A 19237-nucleotide genomic window follows, 5' to 3' on the forward strand; every position below is an offset into this window, starting at 1 on the left:
TTAAAGACAACACCGTTGTTAATTTCTAACCTTAAATTTAACCATTCACCTCAAACCTCATAATCAATGAGAAAGATTATTTTATTTTCCCTGTCGGTATTATTATTTGCATCTTGTAACAAAAAACAATTAGCTCAACTGACCAAAGATAAAGCTGAACTTCAGGCTCTTCTTGACAAGAATAAGGCTGATTGTGACGCACTTAGTGCAAAACTTAAAAATGACATCAGCGATTTGAGCAATCAAATCAAGATGAAAGATGGTGACATCACCAACGAGCGGGCCAAATTGAAAGCGATGGAAGATGAGTTGGCTTACTTGAAGCGTACAAACACCAACTTATTGGATCGCCTTTCTGACCTCTCTATCGTCAGCAAAGATGGCGCCGAAAGCATCAAAAAATCATTGGATGCCCTCAACCGTCAGAGCTCTTACATCCAAGATTTGAACTCAAATCTGCGCCGTAAGGACTCTCTTAACTTGGCCCTTGTGATGAACCTCAAGCGTTCATTGGACAATGTGAGCGACGAAGACGTAAACATCGAAGTGAAAAAAGGAGTGGTTTATATCTCTCTTTCCGACAAAATGTTGTTCAAATACGGCAGCTACGATATCACCACCCAAGCTGAAAACGTGTTGAGCAAAATTGCTAAAGTCGTAAACGACCGCAAAGATTTTGACATCTTGGTAGAAGGCCACACCGATAGCGTACCGTACAGCAGCGCTTCTGTATTGGAAGACAACTGGGATTTGAGCGCAAAACGCGCTACCTCGGTAGTACGCGCCCTCCAGAAAAAATACGGTGTAGCTCCTGAGCGCATGACCGCTGGCGGCCGTGGCGAGTTTGTGCCTAAAGTAGCAAACGACAGCAGCCAAAACCGCAGCCGTAACCGTCGTACCGAAATCGTTATTTTGCCAAAATTGGATCAATTCTTCCAATTGTTTGAGTCAGGCAAATAAGCATTCGTTAAGAATAAATTTCAGAAAAGGAGCGGTGTCTTTCGGGGCATCGCTCCTTTTTTTGGTAGAAATACATAACTCAAGTGTTAGATAGAGTAAAGATAAAATTGATATGGATAGCTTTTATAGTCTATTTTAGAAGGTTTGGCAAAACTGGAAACGACGTCAATATATACGCAAGTATCTGATTACAAAGCAATTGTATCACTAAAAGAGGTTGGCGGTGAAAACACCACCAAGGGCGGAAATATACAACTATTTGATTTTTAGTGATTTATAAAAAATATAGTGATTGGCGGCGAGAACATCACCAAAAGCGGTAAACACTCTCTTTATTCTTTGTCGTAGTTGCAATATACGACCAACGGGGGGGAAACTGGGACTTTATTTCATTTAATCGTTCTGTCATTTGCTTGGCATAAAATTGTGGGTCGCTCTTGAAAAATAATTTTAAATCTTCTGTGGGCGTAATTTTAAATTGGTATTTCTCGCCGTTCTTCATGTCAAGAGTATAGCCATTGTTAAATACACTTGTCATTTCAATTTTTCCGAATTGGCTAACTTCTACTTTTTTAGTACTATAAAGATTTTGCATAATTATAAAGCCATTCTCATACCAAATATTCCACATTTTGGCACTTGCATAATTTATTATCGTGGTAATAAATAGTATTAAAAGAATAACATAAAATCCATTTAGGGTAAACGAAGAAAAAACTATACCTGTAGATGCTAATAACAACAATAGTGTGAAAGCCCACGTCATAACTTGTGAAGCTTTTATGTCGAATTTGCTAATTTCAATTCTATAAGTCATCTTTCTTAGGTGTACATGTTGCTCTAACTCCAATACTTGCACCAAATGAAAAAGTGAATGGCATACCTATTTTGATACCGAATCTTGTTATTTTTCCACCGTTGTGTGCAGTGTTCTTTGAATACAGGTTTAGCGTAGATTTATTTGGGAAGCATCATAAAGTCGTACTGGGTTTTTGAACCGATTTCTACGGGACAGCAATAATTTACTCGATTACTATCTTTGTAAGAAAAATAGCCCCTGTATTTTAAAGTGTACTTTAATTTATCAAAATACCTATTTAGTACAGTTATTTTATGATAACCATTAGGAACATCAATCGTAGTAGAGTAATAGCCTTGTTTGTCAGTATAAATTATCTTCAGTTCATCAGCACTAGAAGCAACTACTCCTTTTTCCCCAGTAATCATAACTTGCACACTGTCCACGGGCAATTTGGTATCATTATCGGTAACCGTACCAAAGACGGTAGTTTGTCGGCTTTTAAAGGGGCTGGAAAAGCAGCCTTCCGTCAGCAGCATTACTACTCCTCCATAAAGCAAGGGTTTCAGTAACTTTCTCATTTTTATGTTATTTCGGGATGGATAAGCGGCGTTGGTATTAGGCTGTTAAAAATACAAATAACGGAGAGCCTAGCGAAAAGAACAATACCGGAATTCTGGTAATTTTCACGGATACCAGCAAAAAACCGCTTACCAAACATATCTCACCAGCCACCCAAAGTCATTAGCCATTGAGAAGAATACAATAGGCTCATTTGCTGAAAACATAGATCAAAAATCACCATTCTTGCTCTGCCCAGAGGGGTGAGTTTCAAAAAAACGGCTATAAATGATTTTTTTAGCGAGCGGTGTCTTTCGGGACATCGCTCCTTTTTTTAGTAGAAATACATAACTTCATCGTTGTTTTTCGTTACTTTACAACACAAGATTTAGAGACGACCTGCCATCAACTTTTCTTACGATTCATCCCAACCATGAAACACCTCCGCAAACTCACCTTAGCCGCCGTTTGTATGATTGGCGTAGGATTCTTTGCCTTTCGCCCCGACGAACGTTTTTTTGAAATCGCTCGTAACCTCGACATTTACGCCACGCTGTTTAAGGAGTTGAATCGTTATTATGTAGACGAAATCAACCCCAATCGCCTAACCAAGATGAGCATCGAATCCATGCTCAAAAATTTGGACCCTTACACCAACTTTTACGCCGAAGACGAAATCGAAGATTATCGTACCATGACCACGGGCCAGTACACGGGCATCGGCGCCATCATTACGACCAATAAAGGCAAAAACATCATTTACTCCATTCTGGAAGGTTCTCCTGCCGAAAAAGCGGGGCTTCACATCGGGGATGAAATCGTAAAAATTGACGGGGTAGATCTCACCACCCGCAAAGATGCCAACCCCGACAAATTGATGAAAGGTCAGGCCAACTCAACCGTAAAATTGGCCGTACGCCGCGTAGGAAGCCCTTCACTGCTCGAAATGAACGTAACCCGCGAATTTGTTAAAACGGGCAATGTACCTTATTACGGCATGTTGAACGACGAAGTGGGCTACATTGACTTGAAAGATTTTAACCAAACCGCCGCCCGGGAAGTCAAAACTGCCTTGGTAGAGTTGAAAGGAAAAGGCATGAAAAAACTGGTGCTCGACGTGCGCGAAAACCCCGGCGGATTGCTTGACCAAGCGGTATTGATTTGTAATTTATTTATACCAAAAGATGCAGAAGTAGTTTCGAACCGTGGTAAAGTAACAGAATGGAACAAAACCTACACCGCGCCGATGGCCCCCGTCGATACCGAGATTCCGTTGGTGGTGTTGGTCAATGGCCGCAGTGCTTCTGCCTCCGAGATTGTGTCGGGCGTGATTCAGGATTATGACCGTGGGGTGTTGATTGGACAGCGTACGTACGGTAAAGGATTGGTCCAAACCACCCGCGATTTATCTTACAACACCAAACTAAAAGTAACCGTTGCCAAGTACTACATTCCGAGCGGCCGTTGCATTCAGGCGATTGATTACAGCCACCGCAACGACGACGGCAGCGTGGGTAAAATTCCTGATTCTCTCAAAGTAGCGTTTAAAACCCGCAACGGACGCACCGTATACGACGGCGGTGGCGTAGAACCCGACGTTCCGACGGAGTTGGTCAGCCGCACGTCTATCGTTAATAGCCTCAACAGCAAAGGGTTGTTCTTTGACTACGCACTCAAGTACCGCGCCGACCATCCGACCGTCAAGCCCGCCAAGGAGTTTGAATTAAGTGATGCCGACTATCAAGGATTTGTGAATTGGCTGAAGGATAAAGAATACGATTATACTACGCAGGTAGAAAAAGACCTGAGCGAGTTGGAAGCATCGGCCAAGAAAGAAAAATATTTTGATGCGGTTCAGGAGCAATTCAAAGCCCTCAAAACCAAACTTACGCACAGCAAAGACACCGATTTAGCGATGTTCAAAAAAGACATTAAGCAGGTATTGGAGCGCGAAATTGTTTCGCACGTATATCTTCAAAAAGGGGAGCGTGAGTTTGTGTTCCGTACCGACCCCGAAGTAAAAGCCGCCTTGGATTTATTCAAAGATATGCCCCGCTACGACAAAATTTTGAAAGGCACGAAGTAGGGGCAGGCCTCGCCGTCTGCCCTCTAGTTGCGGCTCTAGTTGCATCTGCCCTTCCACCAAAAAAGGCAGCTATCGTTTGGAGCGATAGCTGCCTTTTTTATTTCCAAAAAATGCTAAAACTACTCAGGCGTTACGTAGGCCGCCGTAATACCGCCATCCACCAAAAAGTCGGTGCCTGTGATGTAAGATGATTCGTCCGAGGCGAGGAAAAGCGCGGCATAGGCCATTTCTTTGGCTTCGCCAAAACGACCCATCGGAACGTGCACCAAGCGGCGTTGTTTCTTTTCTTCGGTATTCAAAAATTTCATCAACAACTCAGTACGAAGCGGGCCAGGGCAAAGCGCATTGACCCGAATACCTTCGCGGGCGTGAATCACCGCCAACTCACGGCTCATTGACAACACTGCTCCTTTGCTCGCCGTGTAGGCAATCTGCGGAGTAGCCGCTCCCAACAAAGCCACAAAAGATGCCGTGTTGATGATACTTCCGCCACCCGCACGTTTGAGGGCAGGAATGGCATATTTACAACCAAAAAAGACCCCTTTCACGTTGATGTTCATCGTCAAATCCCACACTGATTCTTCGGTCGTCACGGCATTATCGTCATCGCTGTGCATGATGCCCGCGTTGTTGAACACAATGTTCAATTTGCCAAAGGTTTGCTCAGCAAAGGCGACCATGTTTTCGCAATCTGAAGCTTTTGAAACATCGCACCGTACATAGGCAGCTTTGCCACCTTGGTCCAAAATCAATTGAGCCGTTTCTTGTCCGGCGGTATCATTAACATCGGCCACTACCACGGCGGCTCCTTCTTGGGCAAATAAAAGTGCTGTTTCGCGACCGATGCCGCTGCTTCCGCCCGTAACAAGGGCAACTTTATTGAGTAAACGCATACGTAAGTTAAATTAAACAGGGTGTTTTTAAATGAGAACTATTTTTAAAATATCAGCCAGTGATGACAATACATTTTAGTGTTAATAAGTGATTCGTCAGAGTTGCATTTCTTTGGGTATCATGCCCATAAAAGCTTTGTACACACGTACCGCACCTTGGGGTGCAGGATATTTGGAATCTCCCCACACCACCTTATGCTCTTTCTTCCCTTTTTTATAAATGATAAAATAAGACGTTCGGCCGGGATGCTGAAAGTTCATGGTATCAAATTTTACATCCTGCAATGACTTGAACGCCATTTCAATATTCTTCGGATTTTGCTGCCCCAACACTTCAAATTCTTTCGAAGTATTCATCCGCCGAAAAATACCCCCATCATCCAGTAGGCGATATTCTTTCTCCAAACCTCCAATGGCCTGTCCAACAATCATTTGCCGTCCGCCAAACGTAAACGGATGCGTTGAAACCGCAAACGGCGTAGGGGGCTTGGTGGATTGCGTTTGGGCGTACAGATTCCCAAGACCTATAAAAAGCAGGGCAAGCATTCCTTTTTTCATGATGTACCCTTAACTTATTTTCAACTCTTCCAACGCCAGCCACGCCATCAAACCGGGGCCGATTTCGAGGGCTGCTTCGTCGATGTCAAACGTAGGGGTATGCACTCCCGATACAATTCCACGAGCTTCGTTGCGTGTTCCGAGGCGATAAAAACAAGCATCGGTCACCTGCGAGTAAAACGCAAAATCTTCGCCTGCTAGCCACAAGTCCAAATCAATGACATTCTCGGCACCCATATAATCAATTGCCGCCGCTTTGGAACGACGCGTTAATTCGGGATGATTTTTCAAAAAAGGATACCCTTTTCTGACTTCTACTTCGCAGCTTCCGCCCATGGCTTCGGCAATTCCTTGTGCCATTTTGGTGATGCGTTTCCAGCCTTCTTCGCGCCATTCTTCATCCATACAGCGGAACGTTCCTTCGATGTATACTTCGTTGGGAATCACGTTGGTGGCACCGTTGGCAATGACTTTTCCAAACGACAATACCGACGGAGCCGCTGGCTTACGGTTGCGGCTAATGATTTGCTGCAAACCCACAATAATGTGCGACGCAATCAAAATGGGGTCAATCAGCATATCGGGCATAGCTCCGTGACCTCCTTTTCCCTTTACGGTTAAGTAAAGCTCATCGGTACTTGCCATGTACATCCCTTCTCTAAAACCGATTTTTCCGACGGGAATATTAGGCGCAACGTGTTGCCCCAAAATACTCGCGGGCGAAGGATTTTGCAGAACTCCCTCCTTAATCATCAAGGACGCCCCGCCTGGGATTTTTTCTTCGCCTGGCTGAAAAATAAGTTTAACCGACCCTTCAAAATCACCCCTTAACTCGTGCAAAATACGTGCCGTACCCAGCAATGAGGAGGTATGCACATCGTGCCCACAGGCATGCATTACCCCAGGGATTTGAGATTTATAAGGTACATCATTGGCTTCCACAATGGGTAAAGCATCCATATCAGCCCGCAAAGCCACTACCCTACTCTCGGGATTTCGACCTTCAATGAGCGCCACAACACCCGTGTTGGCCACACCTTCCTGCGGCGTTAAGCCAATTTCTTTCAATCGGTTGGCTACAAATTGAGCGGTATTAAACTCCTGAAAAGACAACTCAGGATGGGTATGTAAATGCCGCCGATTAGCCACCGCATCTGCCGCGTAGCTTTTGGACAAGGCTTTGATTTTTTCTAACATTGTCGTTTATTAAGTATTTTTGACGGAACAAAAATATGAAATAGAACGGGGATGGCGCAGTGATTACTGATTTTCACCTAATAAAAATCTATCGTCTGCGTTATTTCTTTGATTCCTTCTTTTTACGTTAAATAATGAAAATAGGACTATTCTTCGGCTCATTTAACCCTATTCATATAGGCCACCTCATCATTGCTAATACCATGGCTACCGCCACTGACCTTGAACAGGTATGGTTTATTGTTTCGCCCCAAAATCCGTTCAAAAAGAACAAAAGTCTACTGCATGAATTTGACCGCTACGACATGGTTGAAAAAGCCATCGCCGACAACAGTAAACTGAAAGTAAATGATGTAGAGTTTTCGATGCCAAAACCTAGCTATACCATTGATACTCTGACGAAATTGCAGGAAAAATTCCCACAGCACACGTTCAAACTCATCATTGGAGAGGATAATTTGGGGCAATTTAAAAACTGGAAAAATTACGAAGCGATTCTACAATATTACGGATTATACGTGTACCCGCGTCCCAATGTGGCTGCCCATGAATTTGCCGACCACCCCGCCATTAAATTCATCCCCGCGCCGCTTTTGGATATATCGGCCACTTATATCCGTGATTGTCTAAGAAATAATCGTTCAATTCGCTACATGGTACCCGACGTTGTAGAAGAGATGATAAAAAGGAAGAAATTTTATATTTGACAATCTCCTTTGAAATACATTACTTTGCAGCGATTTTGAACCAAACTTCTCACAAAAATGTCAGAGATTGCAGAAAAAGTAAAGAAAATTATCGTTGATAAACTAGGCGTAGATGAGTCAGAAGTGACCGAAGAAGCTAGCTTCACCAATGACCTCGGCGCTGATTCACTCGATACGGTAGAATTGATCATGGAATTTGAAAAAGAATTCAACGTTTCAATTCCTGATGACCAGGCTGAACACATCGGTACGGTAGGTCAAGCCATCAAATACCTCGAAGAAAACGTCAAGTAAGCATATTTGTTGTAATTTATAGATCCATTTTATGATTCTAAAACGAGTGGTAGTGACGGGAATGGGTGCTTTGACGCCCATCGGAAACACACTGTCGGAATACAAAGAAGGGTTATTTAGCGGCACCAGCGGAGCTGGGCCGATTACCCGATTTGATGCAACCAAATTCAAGACTCGCTTCGCTTGCGAAGTAAAAGGTTTGGATATGGCTCAATTTATTCCGCGTCAGGAAGCGCGTAAAATGGATCTTTTTACACAATTTGCTGTGGTGGTAGGGGAAGAGGCCGTTAGAGATAGCGGGCTCAACCTGGAGAAAGTAAATCTCGACCGTGCGGGCATCATTTGGGGTTCAGGTATTGGTGGTTTAAAAACATTTGAAGAAGAGGTCCTTTCGTTCGGTAGCGGCGACGGAACTCCTCGTTTCAACCCCTTCTTTATCCCTAAAATGATTGCCGACAGTGCCTCGGGAATTCTTTCGATGCGTATGGGCTTTCGTGGGCCTACCTACGTAACGGTGTCGGCCTGTGCTTCTTCCAACAACGCAATGATTGACGCATTCAATTACATCCGATTGGGCAAAATTGATTTTTGCTTAACGGGTGGGTCAGAAGCGGCCGTTACACAAGCGGGTGTTGGAGGATTTAACTCGCTGAAAGCACTCTCTGAACGCAACGACGATTACTTGACGGCTTCGCGTCCTTACGACAAAGACCGTGATGGATTTGTACTTGGAGAAGGTGGTGCGGGCTTGATATTGGAAGAATACGAACATGCGCTCGCACGCGGTGCCAGAATCTACGCCGAGGTAATCGGCGGGGGGATGTCATCTGATGCTTATCACATTACGGCCCCTCATCCAGACGGAATCGGTGCTTATATGTGCATGAAAAATGCGCTTGAAGATGCCGAAATCTCGCCCGAAGACATTGATTATATCAATACCCACGGAACCTCCACTCCGATTGGGGATCCACAGGAAATAAAAGCGATTGAAAGACTGTTTGGTGAGCATGCTTATAAACTAAACATCAGTTCGACAAAGTCCATGATTGGACACCTTTTGGGCGGTGCAGGAGCGGTAGAAGCGGTAGCCTCCATTCTGGCGATTCAACATCAACTGATTCCGCCAACGATCAATCACTTTACCGACGATCCAGAGTTCAATCCTCGGTTAAATCTGACGTTCAACAAGCCCCAGTCGCGCACCGTCAATATTGCCTTAAGTAACACTTTTGGCTTTGGTGGGCACAACACCTGTGTTATTTTCCGTAAAATGTAAACCTTTTAGCTGCTTTTGGCTACGGTATTAAATCCCATCATTGATTTCTTTAAGCCGGGGAACATGTCCCCCGAAAAGAAATTCAGAAAGGCCGTAGAACTTATCATCGGCGAAAAACCTTCGAATATGGAGGTTTATCAGCTTGCTTTTCGCCATACTTCAGCATCTAAGGAGACAAATATCAAGGGTTTTAGAGAATCCAACGAACGTTTGGAATTTCTGGGCGACTCGGTATTGGGCATGGTTATTGCCGAATACCTCTTCAAAAAATTTCCGTACAAAGACGAAGGTTTTTTAACCGAAATCCGCTCACGCATTGTAAACCGTGAAACCCTCAACGGCATTGCCCGTAAAATTGGCCTCGACCGTTTGATTGAATTTGACGGCAATCGCAAAGGCATGCCTCCCAACTCTTCCATGTACGGCGACGCCCTCGAAGCCCTCGTGGGAGCCGTCTATCTGGACAAAGGCTTCCGTTTTACCCGAAAGTTTATTACCAAAGAACTCCTCACGCATTACGACCTCGACGCGCTTATCAACAACAACGCCAACTTCAAAAGCCGCCTCATCGAATGGGCGCAGCGCGAAGGCAAAGAAGTTCGTTTTATGATCGTGGAAGAAAAAGGCAGCCGTCACTTCCGCGAATTTATCTCGCAAGTAATACTGAACGGTGATGTTTTTGCCCAAGGCAGCGGCTATTCCAAGAAAAAAGCGGAGCAATCAGCCGCAGAGAAAGCGTGTGAGCAGTTGGAATTGAAGTAGAAATTAAATGTAAAGGCAAAAGTGTACTAAGCGAAGAAGTTTTTCCGCACAGTTTTATATACACTTTTACCTTTTTTAACTCGCTCAAAACATAAATCCCAGCCGTAACGCCATTCGGTTATAGGTTCGGTCTTCCCATTTTTCCACTTCTTGCCAGCCCAATGGTTTGGTTACTTTGGCTTCCTGCCGTTTGTAGGTAAGCGACAACAGCATGGCACTTCCTGATTTAAAGGCGAATTTGAGTCCCAAACCTGGATTGAGCATCATACCGCCTTTGGTGTCATAGCCTGTGCCATCTACCTGAAGCCAGTTGAAGCCATAGCCCGCATCTAGCGTGCCAAAAAGATGGACGTTTTTGGGTGTGCTGACCAAATCGTAGCGCACTCCAGCCGCAATGGGCGTGAGCAAAGCCGTTTTGTACCAATCCACCCCCACCGTAGCCCCAACCGCCAAACGCGGTTTGAGCTGTACCCCGTTGAAGGTTTGAATGGTGAGGCTCAATCGGTTTTGCACTTCCTGCACCAACGGAGCACTCCACCGGACATCATACACCACACGTCCAAACAATCCTCCAACTTCTGTCATATTGACGTAGTGGGGTTTAAAAGGGGAATTTTGGGCCTGTAAGCGGCATAAAGAGGCGCTTACCCATAGGATGAGCAAAAGCCCACCTACCCTATTGTTACGATAACAGTTAGATGCTTTCAACATGACAAAACGGGTTAGGATGAGGCTATTAAATCGCTACGCGTTTTACGGGAATCTTACTCAATTGGCGCAGGTTCGACGGATTGGAAATATCAAACTGATACAGGCCATCTTTGCCAATCATCAATAGGGTTTTGTTGGAGAGCGGAATCACGTCATAAGCGTCCATGCCAGTCAGGTGCTGGAGTTGTTTTACGTCAAAATCATTGGCCACGTTTAACGTTTTAAGCCCGTGAATACCTTCGCAAACGTACACATTGGGATAATCAACGCCCAACCCGTGCGGATTTTGCATCGGGTATGATTTGAGCAAACGCGGAGCACGTAAATCCGTGATATCAACCACATCCAGTTGGTTCAGGCCACGGTTGCACTGGGTGCCCGAACGCAGCGTAACGTACGCCCGATTGTCGGTTACGGCCACGGGGTCGCACGACATAGCGTGTTGAAATACGGAAAGTTGTTCGGGTTTTTCGGGATTTTTATTGTCATAAATAAACATTCCCGTGGTGGAGCCGATAAACAATTTATCGCGGTACGGAAAAATGGTTTCGATTCCCCACCCCAAATTAATTTTGGAACTAAAAGCTGGTTTTTGGGGTACACTGATGTCAAACAACTGCATGTCATTTTGCCCAACGGTGTATAAATACTTGTCATACAATGCAAACCGCGCCATTGAGCCAGCCTGCCCTTGAGCAGCAGGATTGGCACTACTGCCGCTTGAAGCAGAATTTTGGAATGCCATGTCAAAAACCGCCCTACCACCCCAAATACCGTTGTTTCCATCTTCACAATTGACTTTCACACTTTCAGTCACAATGTCAACCCGTTGGTCATTGATGGCGCCCGTACTTTTATTCAAAGACCACCACGCCCCGTCAAACTGGCCATTTAAAAACACCTCTTTCTCACGACCTACTTCTCTGACATCCAACGGATTAGAAATATCAAAGGCTACCAAGTCAGCATAACTATCGGCGTACAAAATATTGCCGCGAATGGCCATGTCGCCATTGCCAGGAATCTTAATGAAAGAAACCATTTTGGGTGCCGAAGGATTTGAATTATCCACCACGTGCAATCCTTCCTTGAGTTCATTAATCAGCAGGTAATTCCCTTTGGTATAAATCTTACCAGGACTGATTAAATCACGGGCCGTTTCGGTACGTACGCTTTGGCGCATCTCCGCCAAGGAGACCGTTACGGGCGTAAAACGTTTGTACCTGCGGGTTTCGGTGCATTGGTCAGTACACGACCATTGGAGAAAAACAACCGAAAAAAGAGAGAGTAAAAGTGTTTTCTTCATGGCAAGCGTCAGAGGTTTGAGTTTATTTCCTCTAAGACGCAAGCGCCGAATAAAACGTTGGAACGGAATGTAAATAGATCTAAAGTTTTAAATCTGTCCCTACACCTAGCGTTTTCTCCACCACTCCCGGCTCCATCTCCGCTCAAAACTCCAGCCTTTAGCGCGCAACTGTAAAGGCAGATACGCATGAGATTCTTTGGCCGAAACCGCTTGCTGATACAGTTCATCGTCCGTCAGAATGAGGCCTTCATATCGACCATCTTTTTTGACAGTCAGGTCGGCAAAAGGAAGGGTTAAATGCAGCGTCGAAGGCGCAGATTCCGCTTTTGTTTGCCATTTTTCACTTTTCATCAACTGCTCTTTCAACAACCATTCTGAACGGTAATTCTCTGACACAAAAGGCTGGGGCGAGTACCGCCCTTCCGACACATCCAAGGCGTATTGTAGATAGGCTTTGAGCAATCTTGGCCCTTCGTGCAGGCTCTCTTCCACTCTCAATTCGTCGGGCAAAATACTGGTGACGACAAAGACTTTTTCACGGGCGCGGGTAATGGCCACATTGAGGCGATTTTCACCGCCAAGCGCATTTAAACTGCCAAATTGTGCCCGTAATTTACCCCGAGCATCGGGCGCATATCCTACCGAAAAGATGATGATATCACGCTCGTCTCCCTGTACATTTTCGATATTTTTGACAAAAAGAGAATGAGCAGCAAGCCCTAAAAAGTGGGTCTCTGCGCTATTTTCATCTCGGGGCCTGAGAAGAAGATTCTCAATCAATTGTTGTTGCGGAAGATTGAACGTAACAACCCCGATGGAGTGATTTGGGTAAGTGCGCTGGAAATCATTCAATAATTCTACCACTTTTTCTGCTTCCGCAAGGTTCCGATTGTTTTCCCAAATTCCTCCAACCTTAATAAACTGGATAGCGGGCTCTGATTGGTTAATATCCTCAAAATGAGGCAATAGCTGCAGTCTATTTTTATAAAAATGCTGGTTAGAAAAATCAATCAAATCCAACGAACGACTCCGGTAGTGCCCTTGTAGCATTGTTTCGGGCAGGAACTGTTTCGACAAATCGAGCAGTGATTCCACTTCCAATGCTGCCCGTTCTTCGTCATTCTCACCTTCGTATCTGACTCGGTATAAGTCATAAGGAGTCAGCTGCTTACTGTCTCCCACGACCACTGTTTGTTTGGAGCGGTAGATAGACGGAATACCGTATTCGGCATAGCATTGCGAAGCCTCGTCAAAAATTACTAAATCAAACAGGCCTTTGGTCAGTGGAAACACCGCCGACACCGTCTCAGGAGAAGCCAACCAACAGGGAACCAACCGAAATACCTCTTCGGCGTGTTGTTCCATGAGTTTGCGCACGGGCCAAATCTTTCGTTTTTTAGTCACCTGATGATGCAGTTCACGGTAGGTAACGCGGTTTTGTAACCGATTAAACTCCACATTTTTGCCCGTTTGTTCACGCAGTTGCATCAACAAAATCTCCCGACTCAACGATTGTTTTTGAAGAATACCCTCCTGCAACTCTTGCTCTAATTGACCCATTTTTAAGGAAGAAACCGCGCGCAAAACTGGATAAAGTTCTTCCAAATGTGCCAACCAAGCCAAGCGCAGTGAATTCTGGAACAGCCTTATGAAGTCTTCGTTTTGCGTTGCTTGCTGCGTTTCCAGAGCTTGACAAACTTCTGCTTCGATGGGCGAAAAATTACTTTTCAGGACGTCTGCTTCCGTCAATAAATCAAAATCACGGTGAAGGGTTTGTTTGAGTTCGTTTTGGAAAGTAGAACTTACGAACAAACGATTTATCTGTTCTTTGGTCAGGTATTTTTGCCACACTTGGTACTTCTGAGCGGTTTGCTCACAAAGTGCAACCAGCGCCTCAATTTTCTTTGTTAACTCCTGAAATGACCTTGCTTCGTTTACTGATTTCCTTAAAAATTCGAAGTTTTTCCCAAGCTGTTGGAACACCTCCTGTGCAGTGCCATAGGAAATCATAAATGCCTTATAATTGGCTTGCGAACGCTCAAACTGTTCGGTTAAAATCGACACTTCCAGCTTCTCTCCTACCTCCTTTAGAAGTTGTTCCCCACTAACTCGGTTAGTCAAATAATCATTAAGTTTGTATAAATCTTCCAGATCCAAACTCAGGCCGTAAGACGCGGCAAGTGACCGGAAATAGGCTTTATCGCCGTAAAAAGCCCATTTTAGCAATGAGCCCCGGGCCGTAATGATATTTTGTAAACGGAGAGCAAAGGAAGTTAATCCACTAGACGCTATTTCAGCTCCAAGTTGCTTTTCAGTGGACAATCTGAAAATTTCTTCCGCGGCGTTTTTAATCCATTTTTTTGTTTCTTTCGTAAAAAAGCCAGATTCCCATTTTTTCAATAGCGGCCAAACATTTTCTTCTTCCAACCACTGAGCGCATTGCAGAAGTGCGTTTTTCTGGCTCGCGAGGTGCAGGGCTTTGTCGATGGTTATTGCTTCTCCCAAACACCCTTGGGTTTGCGTTTGCAGGTTTTCGTTCCAACTAATCACCTCATCAATGGTCGCATCGATTTTGGAGATTTCCTGAAATGATATTTGAGAAAAATCTACGCGGTTATGCCAAGGATGAGTCTCATTTAAGGCCTCCCTATACGACGCATATCGACGCATTTTTTGCAAAAACACCTCTAATTTATCATCAAACTGAAACGATTTAAAATGCAGCATCGCAACCTGCGGCGCCGTTGGGTCGCTTGTCAAGTATAATTCTTTGGGTGAAATTCCACAATCCAAGGAATTGAAAAGCGCTGTTTTGAATTCTCCCAACTCCTTGCCCACCTGCTCAATGCTCCGACTTGTCTGTAAAAACCGCCGTTCGAGCACAATCGAGTCCAAGCTATAATTTTGCTGTTGGTACGCTTCAACATTCTCAATTTGGGCGGTTAGCTGCCCATACAACGCCGCACGGTCATTTTTGAAATCATGCACCAACGCCAGAAAAGGCGACATGCCCACTTGCGCCAACCGCTGATGCACTACATCAAGGGCTACCCGTTTTTGGCATACCAACAACACCCGCTTACCGCGCGCGGCAAAATCGGCCATCAGGTTAGAAATCAATTGCGATTTTCCAGTACCGGGCGGCCCCTGCACCACCAATGACTCGCCCTGCTTGATTCGCTGAAGCGCCGCCTCTTGCGTACCATCCTGCACGAAAGCCGTAAACGTATACTCCTCTCTGATAGAATTAGTGGTGGGAGTGATAATGGGAAAGAAAAAAGGCTCGTTTTCTGCCGACACACCTGCCTCTTCGCTAATCAATGCCTCATAGTCAGGGCCTAAATAACTGCCCGTTTGGGGAAAAATGCCTAAAACAGCTTCTGGATACAGTTTAAGTTCGCCATTTCGTTCGAGCAACTCAAGGTCGGGTTTGGATTGTCCGTCAAAATATTGAAGATTGTCTTGAAAAAGGTCTTGGTTAAAGTTGATTTCCAATGCGCTGTTTTTAAGCAATTCGTACAATTCGGTCCGAAACACCAACGGGTCTTTGCTCAGTTCGTCAAGGCTTTTTTCGAGTAATTCCTCCGAGATTTTAATTTGATTGAAGTGCCCATAAGCCAACAAAAAACTACGATTGAGCGCGGCTGGCTCTCCTCGGCGATGGAGTCTCCAGGCAGCACCTTCTGCGCTTTCAGAAAGTTGTTGTTGCAACGTAACTGGAAAAAATGCCAACGGTGCGTGAATCACCGTACCATCCATGAGTTTGCCCCGCACAAAGGGATACGCCACGTACAAATCCTCCGAACCACGCTCTTCCTCAATAAACCGTTCGGTGCGGGCCAGTTTTGTCAGTCGCTTGCTGATTTCGTTGACTTTTTCAGAACGACTGTCCAAACGTTGACAGAGTTTTATCGTCTTTTTCTGAGAAATGACGTCTTTGAGTACCTCAAATGCTGCGCGGCCATCTACGAAATCCAGTTCCTTCCAATCCAAAAACTGTTCGGTAGGGAGCGTATTTAATAACAGCGAACGGTTGCGCGTACTGAGATTGGTAAGTCGACGAAGGTATACTTTAAGAACGTCAGCGGTCAGCATTATCTACGTGTAAAATGTGGAAAAAGCGGTGGATGAAAGGAGCAAATAAGACTGAAGTAGCTGATAAAAAAGTAATGCCACTAAATAACGCATAAAACGAAGCAAAAATTTTGGCGGTATCGCATTTAAGCGGATCTACTGGCCCCATACCTCCCAAAATCATGGCAGCATTGTAGAAAGAATCAACCCAGCTTAGGTGCGGATGAGTCAAATAATGATAGCCCGCCGCCCCGATGATCCACGAAACACCAATCATCCCAAGTGCCACCAAAGAATACTTCAATACGCGGCGCTGAAACTTCGGCCGGGGTAACACTTTTTGGGAATGATGCTCAAACATGGAAGTAGTTGGTTATCAAGAATTGAAAACCTAAAATAGCATTTTTATTTCCCGAACCAAAGCCCGAACTTTGTCGTTAAATCAGTATCAACTTTTTTTTAGTATGCTTTCACGCCGCCAAGAACGCGAACAACTTAAAACCACCCTCGGCTACCGCCTTTGGAGCGTGGCATTTACGATTTTTTATCCGATTATCTCGCTCTTTGCCTTGGTATTTACGGGGATAGTGCGGTTATTTTCGGGTATTTCGCAGGGATTGGTTTGGCTCTTAAACGGAGGTAAACGCGCCTAATGACAGATTATGTTGCTGAGTTATTGGAACAAAAAGTAGCTCAATACAACCGTCCTGATTTTATCCCCAACGACCCCATTAGCATTCCACACCTATTTTCTCGTCGACAAGACATTGAAATTATGGGGTTTTGGGCAGCGGTATTGGCTTGGGGGCAGCGCAAAACCATCATCAACAAGTGCAATGAGCTGATTCAGTTGATGGACGGTGCGCCCTATGAGTTCATCAAAAACCATCAAGATTCCGATTTAAAGCGCTTTCTTCAATTCAAACACCGCACCTTCAACGCGACGGATACGCTGTACTTTCTTCATTTTTTTAAGGAATATTATCAACGGCATGATTCGTTGGAAAGTGCCTTTTCACAGACCTTAACACCCGATGCTTCGCACGTAGAAAAGGGTTTGGCGGCATTCCATGAGCTATTTTTTAGTTTAGAAGATTTCCCCGAGCGCACCCGCAAACACATTGCCACGCCCATCCGTAAGTCGTCGTGCAAACGCCTGAATATGTTTTTGCGCTGGATGGTCCGCCAAGATGATAAAGGCGTAGATTTTGGCCTTTGGACTACCATCAAACCCTCCCAACTTATCTGCCCCTGCGACGTACACGTAGACCGCGTAGCCCGCAAACTCGGCCTCATTCAGCGCCCCACTACCGATTGGCTTACCGCCCTAGAACTCACCGAAAACTTAAAGCAATTGGACCCTAATGACCCCGTAAAGTATGATTTTGCCTTGTTTGGACTAGGTGTGGAGGGGGAAATGTAGACGAACTGACTTGCAAAATCGCCAAACGTTTTCAATCTTTAATGCGTTATTTGTATAATAATAACAATGCACCGATGAAAACGCCTGCAAATCCCGATAAGTTTAAAAAACAGAACCCCAAACCTCCTAAGAAAAGTTTGATGGAGTTGGTGAAAAAAGTCATTCCAAAGGGGAAATACAAAGGGCTTTCAAAAATTTTAGAGCCTCACGAACTACCTGATTGTTAATGAATTATTTGCTGGACACAAATGTCTTCATTATTCTTATAGAAGAAAATTTTGACAGACTTAGCCAAGCTCAGAAAGAGGTAATATCAAATTCTGAAAGTATATTTTGGCTTTCTGAATCAAGTTTGTACGAAATTGCAATCAAAGTCAGGTTGGAAAAATCTGATTTTTCTCACATTAAAATTTCTACGATTGAGAAAGACAGACAGCGATTAAACATTCGCTTGTTAAAACCTAAAGTACTTCATTATTTGAATATTCCCGAAGTTCCCAAAGTGTATGTGAGTCCCTCCAAATTACACGCCGACCCATTCGACTTATTGATTATCTCACAGGCACTTATCGAAAACCTCCCTATCCTTTCAACCGACCGCTATTTCCCAGAATATGAAGGGCTCCAAGTGGTTAATTAACAAGAGAAAAGTTACCCTAACTCAAACACCACCGCATCTGCTCGGCCTTCATATCCGGCATCCACTTTTTTCATTCCTACTTTCTCCAAAACGTGTTTGGAAGAGGTATTTTCATCCTGCACAAAAGCCACGATTTTTCTGCCTTTAAAGTTTTGTTGCAAGTAATCAATGACTTTCTTTGTGATTTCAGTGGCGTAGCCTTTGCCCCATGCTTCGGGCAAAAAAGCGTAGCCTGCTTCAATATCATCGGTATCTTCAATGTGTTTGATTTTAACGAGCCCAATATACGTATCGGTCGCTTTTTCAAAACACGCAAAAAGCCCCAGTCCCTCATTGGCGGCGGCGTAAATGGCTTCTTGTCGGATTCTTCCCAAACTTTGAGAAAGTTCTGTAACGGGCTTTCGGATGAATGCCATCACTTCGGGGTTGCTCTCAATGCGGAACAAATCATGGGCATCACTTTCTCCAAAAAGGCGAAGATAAAGACGTTGAGTTTCTAAAAAAGGCATTATTGTAGATAAGTTTCAGAGTGAGCGACGCGAATCACCAGCTAAAAAAAATGTCTTTTTAACCCATTCTGCAATCGGAATGGCCACGATTACTCCAAGGGCATCGGCAAGAGCGTCGTAAAGGTCAAACGTACGGCCAATGGGCAGTACATGCTGCCATACTTCAATAAAAAAGCCGTAAATAATTCCTCCGACAATTACCCAAATGGGCTGAGGCTTGGCCCAATACCAAAGTGCGCCCAAGATTCCAAAAGAGCCGAAATGATGTAGTTTATCCCAGCCTAAATCTTTGGGCATTTGTTTGCTCGGAAGTGAGCAAAGCCCCAAAATCACCAACGTCCAAACGATGGCAAGATGGGGCTTTGAAAAGATATTTTTTAACCAATGATTCATTTTAAAAGTGATTCTGTGCCGCAAAAACGGCAAAAAACGCAAGGAATCCCAAAAAATGGAGCCCAAGATTTACATTCTCACTCCT

The 19237-nt window shown here is 44.6% G+C and carries 21 protein-coding genes; 10 read left to right on the plus strand and 11 right to left on the minus strand.

Features of this window, described 5'->3' with window-relative positions; all coding sequences use genetic code 11:
* Nucleotides 1-66 precede the first annotated feature (66 nt).
* The gene (locus GVN20_RS24045; RefSeq protein ID WP_114460880.1) at nucleotides 67-960 is read left to right on the plus strand and encodes an OmpA family protein; all 894 of its coding nucleotides are present in this window, start codon (nucleotides 67-69) and stop codon (nucleotides 958-960) included.
* Nucleotides 961-1267: 307 nt separating this feature from the next.
* Here the strand turns inward: GVN20_RS24045 and GVN20_RS24050 are convergent, their stop codons facing one another.
* Together GVN20_RS24050 and GVN20_RS24055 are read right to left on the minus strand one after the other, a co-directional pair.
* A complete protein-coding gene (locus GVN20_RS24050) occupies nucleotides 1268-1777 on the minus strand; it encodes a hypothetical protein (RefSeq protein ID WP_166560795.1) in 510 nt (169 codons plus the stop codon).
* Between the two features lie 140 nt (nucleotides 1778-1917).
* Nucleotides 1918-2340 carry a carboxypeptidase-like regulatory domain-containing protein gene (locus GVN20_RS24055; protein ID WP_166560796.1) on the minus strand — a complete coding sequence of 141 codons (423 nt, stop codon included), beginning with the start codon at nucleotides 2338-2340 and terminating at the stop codon, nucleotides 1918-1920.
* A 413-nt stretch (nucleotides 2341-2753) separates the two neighbouring features.
* Between GVN20_RS24055 and GVN20_RS24060 the strand changes: the two genes are divergently transcribed.
* The gene (locus tag GVN20_RS24060; RefSeq protein ID WP_166560797.1) at nucleotides 2754-4406 is read left to right on the plus strand and encodes a S41 family peptidase; all 1653 of its coding nucleotides are present in this window, start codon (nucleotides 2754-2756) and stop codon (nucleotides 4404-4406) included.
* 119 nt (nucleotides 4407-4525) lie between these two features.
* Here the strand turns inward: GVN20_RS24060 and GVN20_RS24065 are convergent, their stop codons facing one another.
* The 3 genes from GVN20_RS24065 to GVN20_RS24075 form a co-directional block, all read right to left on the minus strand.
* Complete coding sequence (locus GVN20_RS24065) at nucleotides 4526-5299, minus strand: glucose 1-dehydrogenase (protein ID WP_114068970.1); 774 nt, start codon at nucleotides 5297-5299, stop codon at nucleotides 4526-4528.
* Nucleotides 5300-5395: 96 nt separating this feature from the next.
* Complete coding sequence (locus GVN20_RS24070; protein WP_166560798.1) at nucleotides 5396-5857, minus strand: hypothetical protein; 462 nt, start codon at nucleotides 5855-5857, stop codon at nucleotides 5396-5398.
* 9 nt (nucleotides 5858-5866) lie between these two features.
* Nucleotides 5867-7054, minus strand: a complete 1188-nt coding sequence (locus GVN20_RS24075; RefSeq protein WP_166560799.1) for a M20 family metallopeptidase — start codon at nucleotides 7052-7054, stop codon at nucleotides 5867-5869.
* A gap of 134 nt (nucleotides 7055-7188) precedes the next feature.
* Between GVN20_RS24075 and nadD the strand changes: the two genes are divergently transcribed.
* The 4 genes from nadD (at nucleotide 7189) to rnc (ending at nucleotide 10096) form a co-directional block, all read left to right on the plus strand.
* Nucleotides 7189-7761, plus strand: a complete 573-nt coding sequence (gene nadD, locus GVN20_RS24080) for a nicotinate (nicotinamide) nucleotide adenylyltransferase (RefSeq protein ID WP_166560800.1) — start codon at nucleotides 7189-7191, stop codon at nucleotides 7759-7761.
* 57 nt (nucleotides 7762-7818) lie between these two features.
* A complete protein-coding gene (locus GVN20_RS24085; protein WP_013926487.1) occupies nucleotides 7819-8055 on the plus strand; it encodes an acyl carrier protein in 237 nt (78 codons plus the stop codon).
* A 31-nt stretch (nucleotides 8056-8086) separates the two neighbouring features.
* Nucleotides 8087-9334 (plus strand): beta-ketoacyl-ACP synthase II, encoded by a 1248-nt coding sequence (gene fabF, locus GVN20_RS24090; protein ID WP_166560801.1) that lies wholly within the window; start codon nucleotides 8087-8089, stop codon nucleotides 9332-9334.
* Nucleotides 9335-9397: 63 nt separating this feature from the next.
* Nucleotides 9398-10096: a ribonuclease III gene (gene rnc / locus GVN20_RS24095; RefSeq protein WP_166560872.1), complete on the plus strand. Its 699-nt coding sequence runs from the start codon at nucleotides 9398-9400 to the stop codon at nucleotides 10094-10096.
* Nucleotides 10097-10180: 84 nt separating this feature from the next.
* On the opposite strand, the gene GVN20_RS24100 is transcribed toward rnc, so the two are convergent.
* The 4 genes from GVN20_RS24100 to GVN20_RS24115 all read right to left on the minus strand — a co-directional run bounded on the left by GVN20_RS24100 (nucleotide 10181) and on the right by GVN20_RS24115 (nucleotide 16548).
* A complete protein-coding gene (locus tag GVN20_RS24100) occupies nucleotides 10181-10807 on the minus strand; it encodes a hypothetical protein (RefSeq protein ID WP_166560802.1) in 627 nt (208 codons plus the stop codon).
* A gap of 25 nt (nucleotides 10808-10832) precedes the next feature.
* Entirely contained in the window at nucleotides 10833-12113 is a 1281-nt protein-coding gene (locus tag GVN20_RS24105; protein WP_166560803.1) for an LVIVD repeat-containing protein, read from the minus strand.
* A 105-nt stretch (nucleotides 12114-12218) separates the two neighbouring features.
* The gene (locus GVN20_RS24110) at nucleotides 12219-16208 is read right to left on the minus strand and encodes an AAA domain-containing protein (RefSeq protein ID WP_166560804.1); all 3990 of its coding nucleotides are present in this window, start codon (nucleotides 16206-16208) and stop codon (nucleotides 12219-12221) included.
* Nucleotides 16195-16548, minus strand: coding sequence for a hypothetical protein (locus tag GVN20_RS24115; RefSeq protein ID WP_166560805.1), 354 nt, complete (start codon nucleotides 16546-16548; stop codon nucleotides 16195-16197). Before GVN20_RS24115 ends, GVN20_RS24110 begins: the two co-directional genes overlap by 14 nt.
* 103 nt (nucleotides 16549-16651) lie before the next feature.
* Between GVN20_RS24115 and GVN20_RS24120 the strand changes: the two genes are divergently transcribed.
* The 4 genes from GVN20_RS24120 to GVN20_RS24135 all read left to right on the plus strand — a co-directional run bounded on the left by GVN20_RS24120 (nucleotide 16652) and on the right by GVN20_RS24135 (nucleotide 18250).
* Nucleotides 16652-16840, plus strand: coding sequence for a hypothetical protein (locus GVN20_RS24120; RefSeq protein ID WP_114068959.1), 189 nt, complete (start codon nucleotides 16652-16654; stop codon nucleotides 16838-16840).
* Complete coding sequence (locus GVN20_RS24125; protein WP_166560806.1) at nucleotides 16840-17610, plus strand: TIGR02757 family protein; 771 nt, start codon at nucleotides 16840-16842, stop codon at nucleotides 17608-17610. The genes GVN20_RS24120 and GVN20_RS24125 overlap by 1 nt, the downstream gene beginning before the upstream one ends.
* Nucleotides 17611-17684: 74 nt before the next feature.
* Entirely contained in the window at nucleotides 17685-17837 is a 153-nt protein-coding gene (locus GVN20_RS24130) for a hypothetical protein (RefSeq protein ID WP_166560807.1), read from the plus strand.
* Entirely contained in the window at nucleotides 17837-18250 is a 414-nt protein-coding gene (locus GVN20_RS24135; protein WP_166560808.1) for a type II toxin-antitoxin system VapC family toxin, read from the plus strand. The genes GVN20_RS24130 and GVN20_RS24135 overlap by 1 nt, the downstream gene beginning before the upstream one ends.
* Nucleotides 18251-18261: 11 nt before the next feature.
* Here GVN20_RS24135 and GVN20_RS24140 read toward each other — a convergent pair whose 3' ends face one another.
* Nucleotides 18262-18759, minus strand: a complete 498-nt coding sequence (locus GVN20_RS24140) for a GNAT family N-acetyltransferase (protein ID WP_166560809.1) — start codon at nucleotides 18757-18759, stop codon at nucleotides 18262-18264.
* Between the two features lie 15 nt (nucleotides 18760-18774).
* Entirely contained in the window at nucleotides 18775-19152 is a 378-nt protein-coding gene (locus tag GVN20_RS24145; protein WP_166560810.1) for a VanZ family protein, read from the minus strand.
* Between the last annotated feature and the right edge of the window lie 85 nt (nucleotides 19153-19237).

Origin of the sequence: Runella sp. CRIBMP, from assembly GCF_009905605.1 — a bacterium.
Lineage (GTDB): Bacteria > Bacteroidota > Bacteroidia > Cytophagales > Spirosomataceae > Runella.

Coding starts and splice junctions, on each gene's coding strand:
- GVN20_RS24045 (WP_114460880.1), top strand. CDS start 67: ATGAGAAAGATTATTTTATTTTCCCTGTCGGTATTATTATTTGCATCT.
- GVN20_RS24050 (WP_166560795.1), bottom strand. CDS start 1,777: ATGACTTATAGAATTGAAATTAGCAAATTCGACATAAAAGCTTCACAA.
- GVN20_RS24055 (WP_166560796.1), bottom strand. CDS start 2,340: ATGAGAAAGTTACTGAAACCCTTGCTTTATGGAGGAGTAGTAATGCTG.
- GVN20_RS24060 (WP_166560797.1), top strand. CDS start 2,754: ATGAAACACCTCCGCAAACTCACCTTAGCCGCCGTTTGTATGATTGGC.
- GVN20_RS24065 (WP_114068970.1), bottom strand. CDS start 5,299: ATGCGTTTACTCAATAAAGTTGCCCTTGTTACGGGCGGAAGCAGCGGC.
- GVN20_RS24070 (WP_166560798.1), bottom strand. CDS start 5,857: ATGAAAAAAGGAATGCTTGCCCTGCTTTTTATAGGTCTTGGGAATCTG.
- GVN20_RS24075 (WP_166560799.1), bottom strand. CDS start 7,054: ATGTTAGAAAAAATCAAAGCCTTGTCCAAAAGCTACGCGGCAGATGCG.
- nadD (WP_166560800.1), top strand. CDS start 7,189: ATGAAAATAGGACTATTCTTCGGCTCATTTAACCCTATTCATATAGGC.
- GVN20_RS24085 (WP_013926487.1), top strand. CDS start 7,819: ATGTCAGAGATTGCAGAAAAAGTAAAGAAAATTATCGTTGATAAACTA.
- fabF (WP_166560801.1), top strand. CDS start 8,087: ATGATTCTAAAACGAGTGGTAGTGACGGGAATGGGTGCTTTGACGCCC.
- rnc (WP_166560872.1), top strand. CDS start 9,398: ATGTCCCCCGAAAAGAAATTCAGAAAGGCCGTAGAACTTATCATCGGC.
- GVN20_RS24100 (WP_166560802.1), bottom strand. CDS start 10,807: ATGTTGAAAGCATCTAACTGTTATCGTAACAATAGGGTAGGTGGGCTT.
- GVN20_RS24105 (WP_166560803.1), bottom strand. CDS start 12,113: ATGAAGAAAACACTTTTACTCTCTCTTTTTTCGGTTGTTTTTCTCCAA.
- GVN20_RS24110 (WP_166560804.1), bottom strand. CDS start 16,208: ATGCTGACCGCTGACGTTCTTAAAGTATACCTTCGTCGACTTACCAAT.
- GVN20_RS24115 (WP_166560805.1), bottom strand. CDS start 16,548: ATGTTTGAGCATCATTCCCAAAAAGTGTTACCCCGGCCGAAGTTTCAG.
- GVN20_RS24120 (WP_114068959.1), top strand. CDS start 16,652: ATGCTTTCACGCCGCCAAGAACGCGAACAACTTAAAACCACCCTCGGC.
- GVN20_RS24125 (WP_166560806.1), top strand. CDS start 16,840: ATGACAGATTATGTTGCTGAGTTATTGGAACAAAAAGTAGCTCAATAC.
- GVN20_RS24130 (WP_166560807.1), top strand. CDS start 17,685: ATGAAAACGCCTGCAAATCCCGATAAGTTTAAAAAACAGAACCCCAAA.
- GVN20_RS24135 (WP_166560808.1), top strand. CDS start 17,837: ATGAATTATTTGCTGGACACAAATGTCTTCATTATTCTTATAGAAGAA.
- GVN20_RS24140 (WP_166560809.1), bottom strand. CDS start 18,759: ATGCCTTTTTTAGAAACTCAACGTCTTTATCTTCGCCTTTTTGGAGAA.
- GVN20_RS24145 (WP_166560810.1), bottom strand. CDS start 19,152: ATGAATCATTGGTTAAAAAATATCTTTTCAAAGCCCCATCTTGCCATC.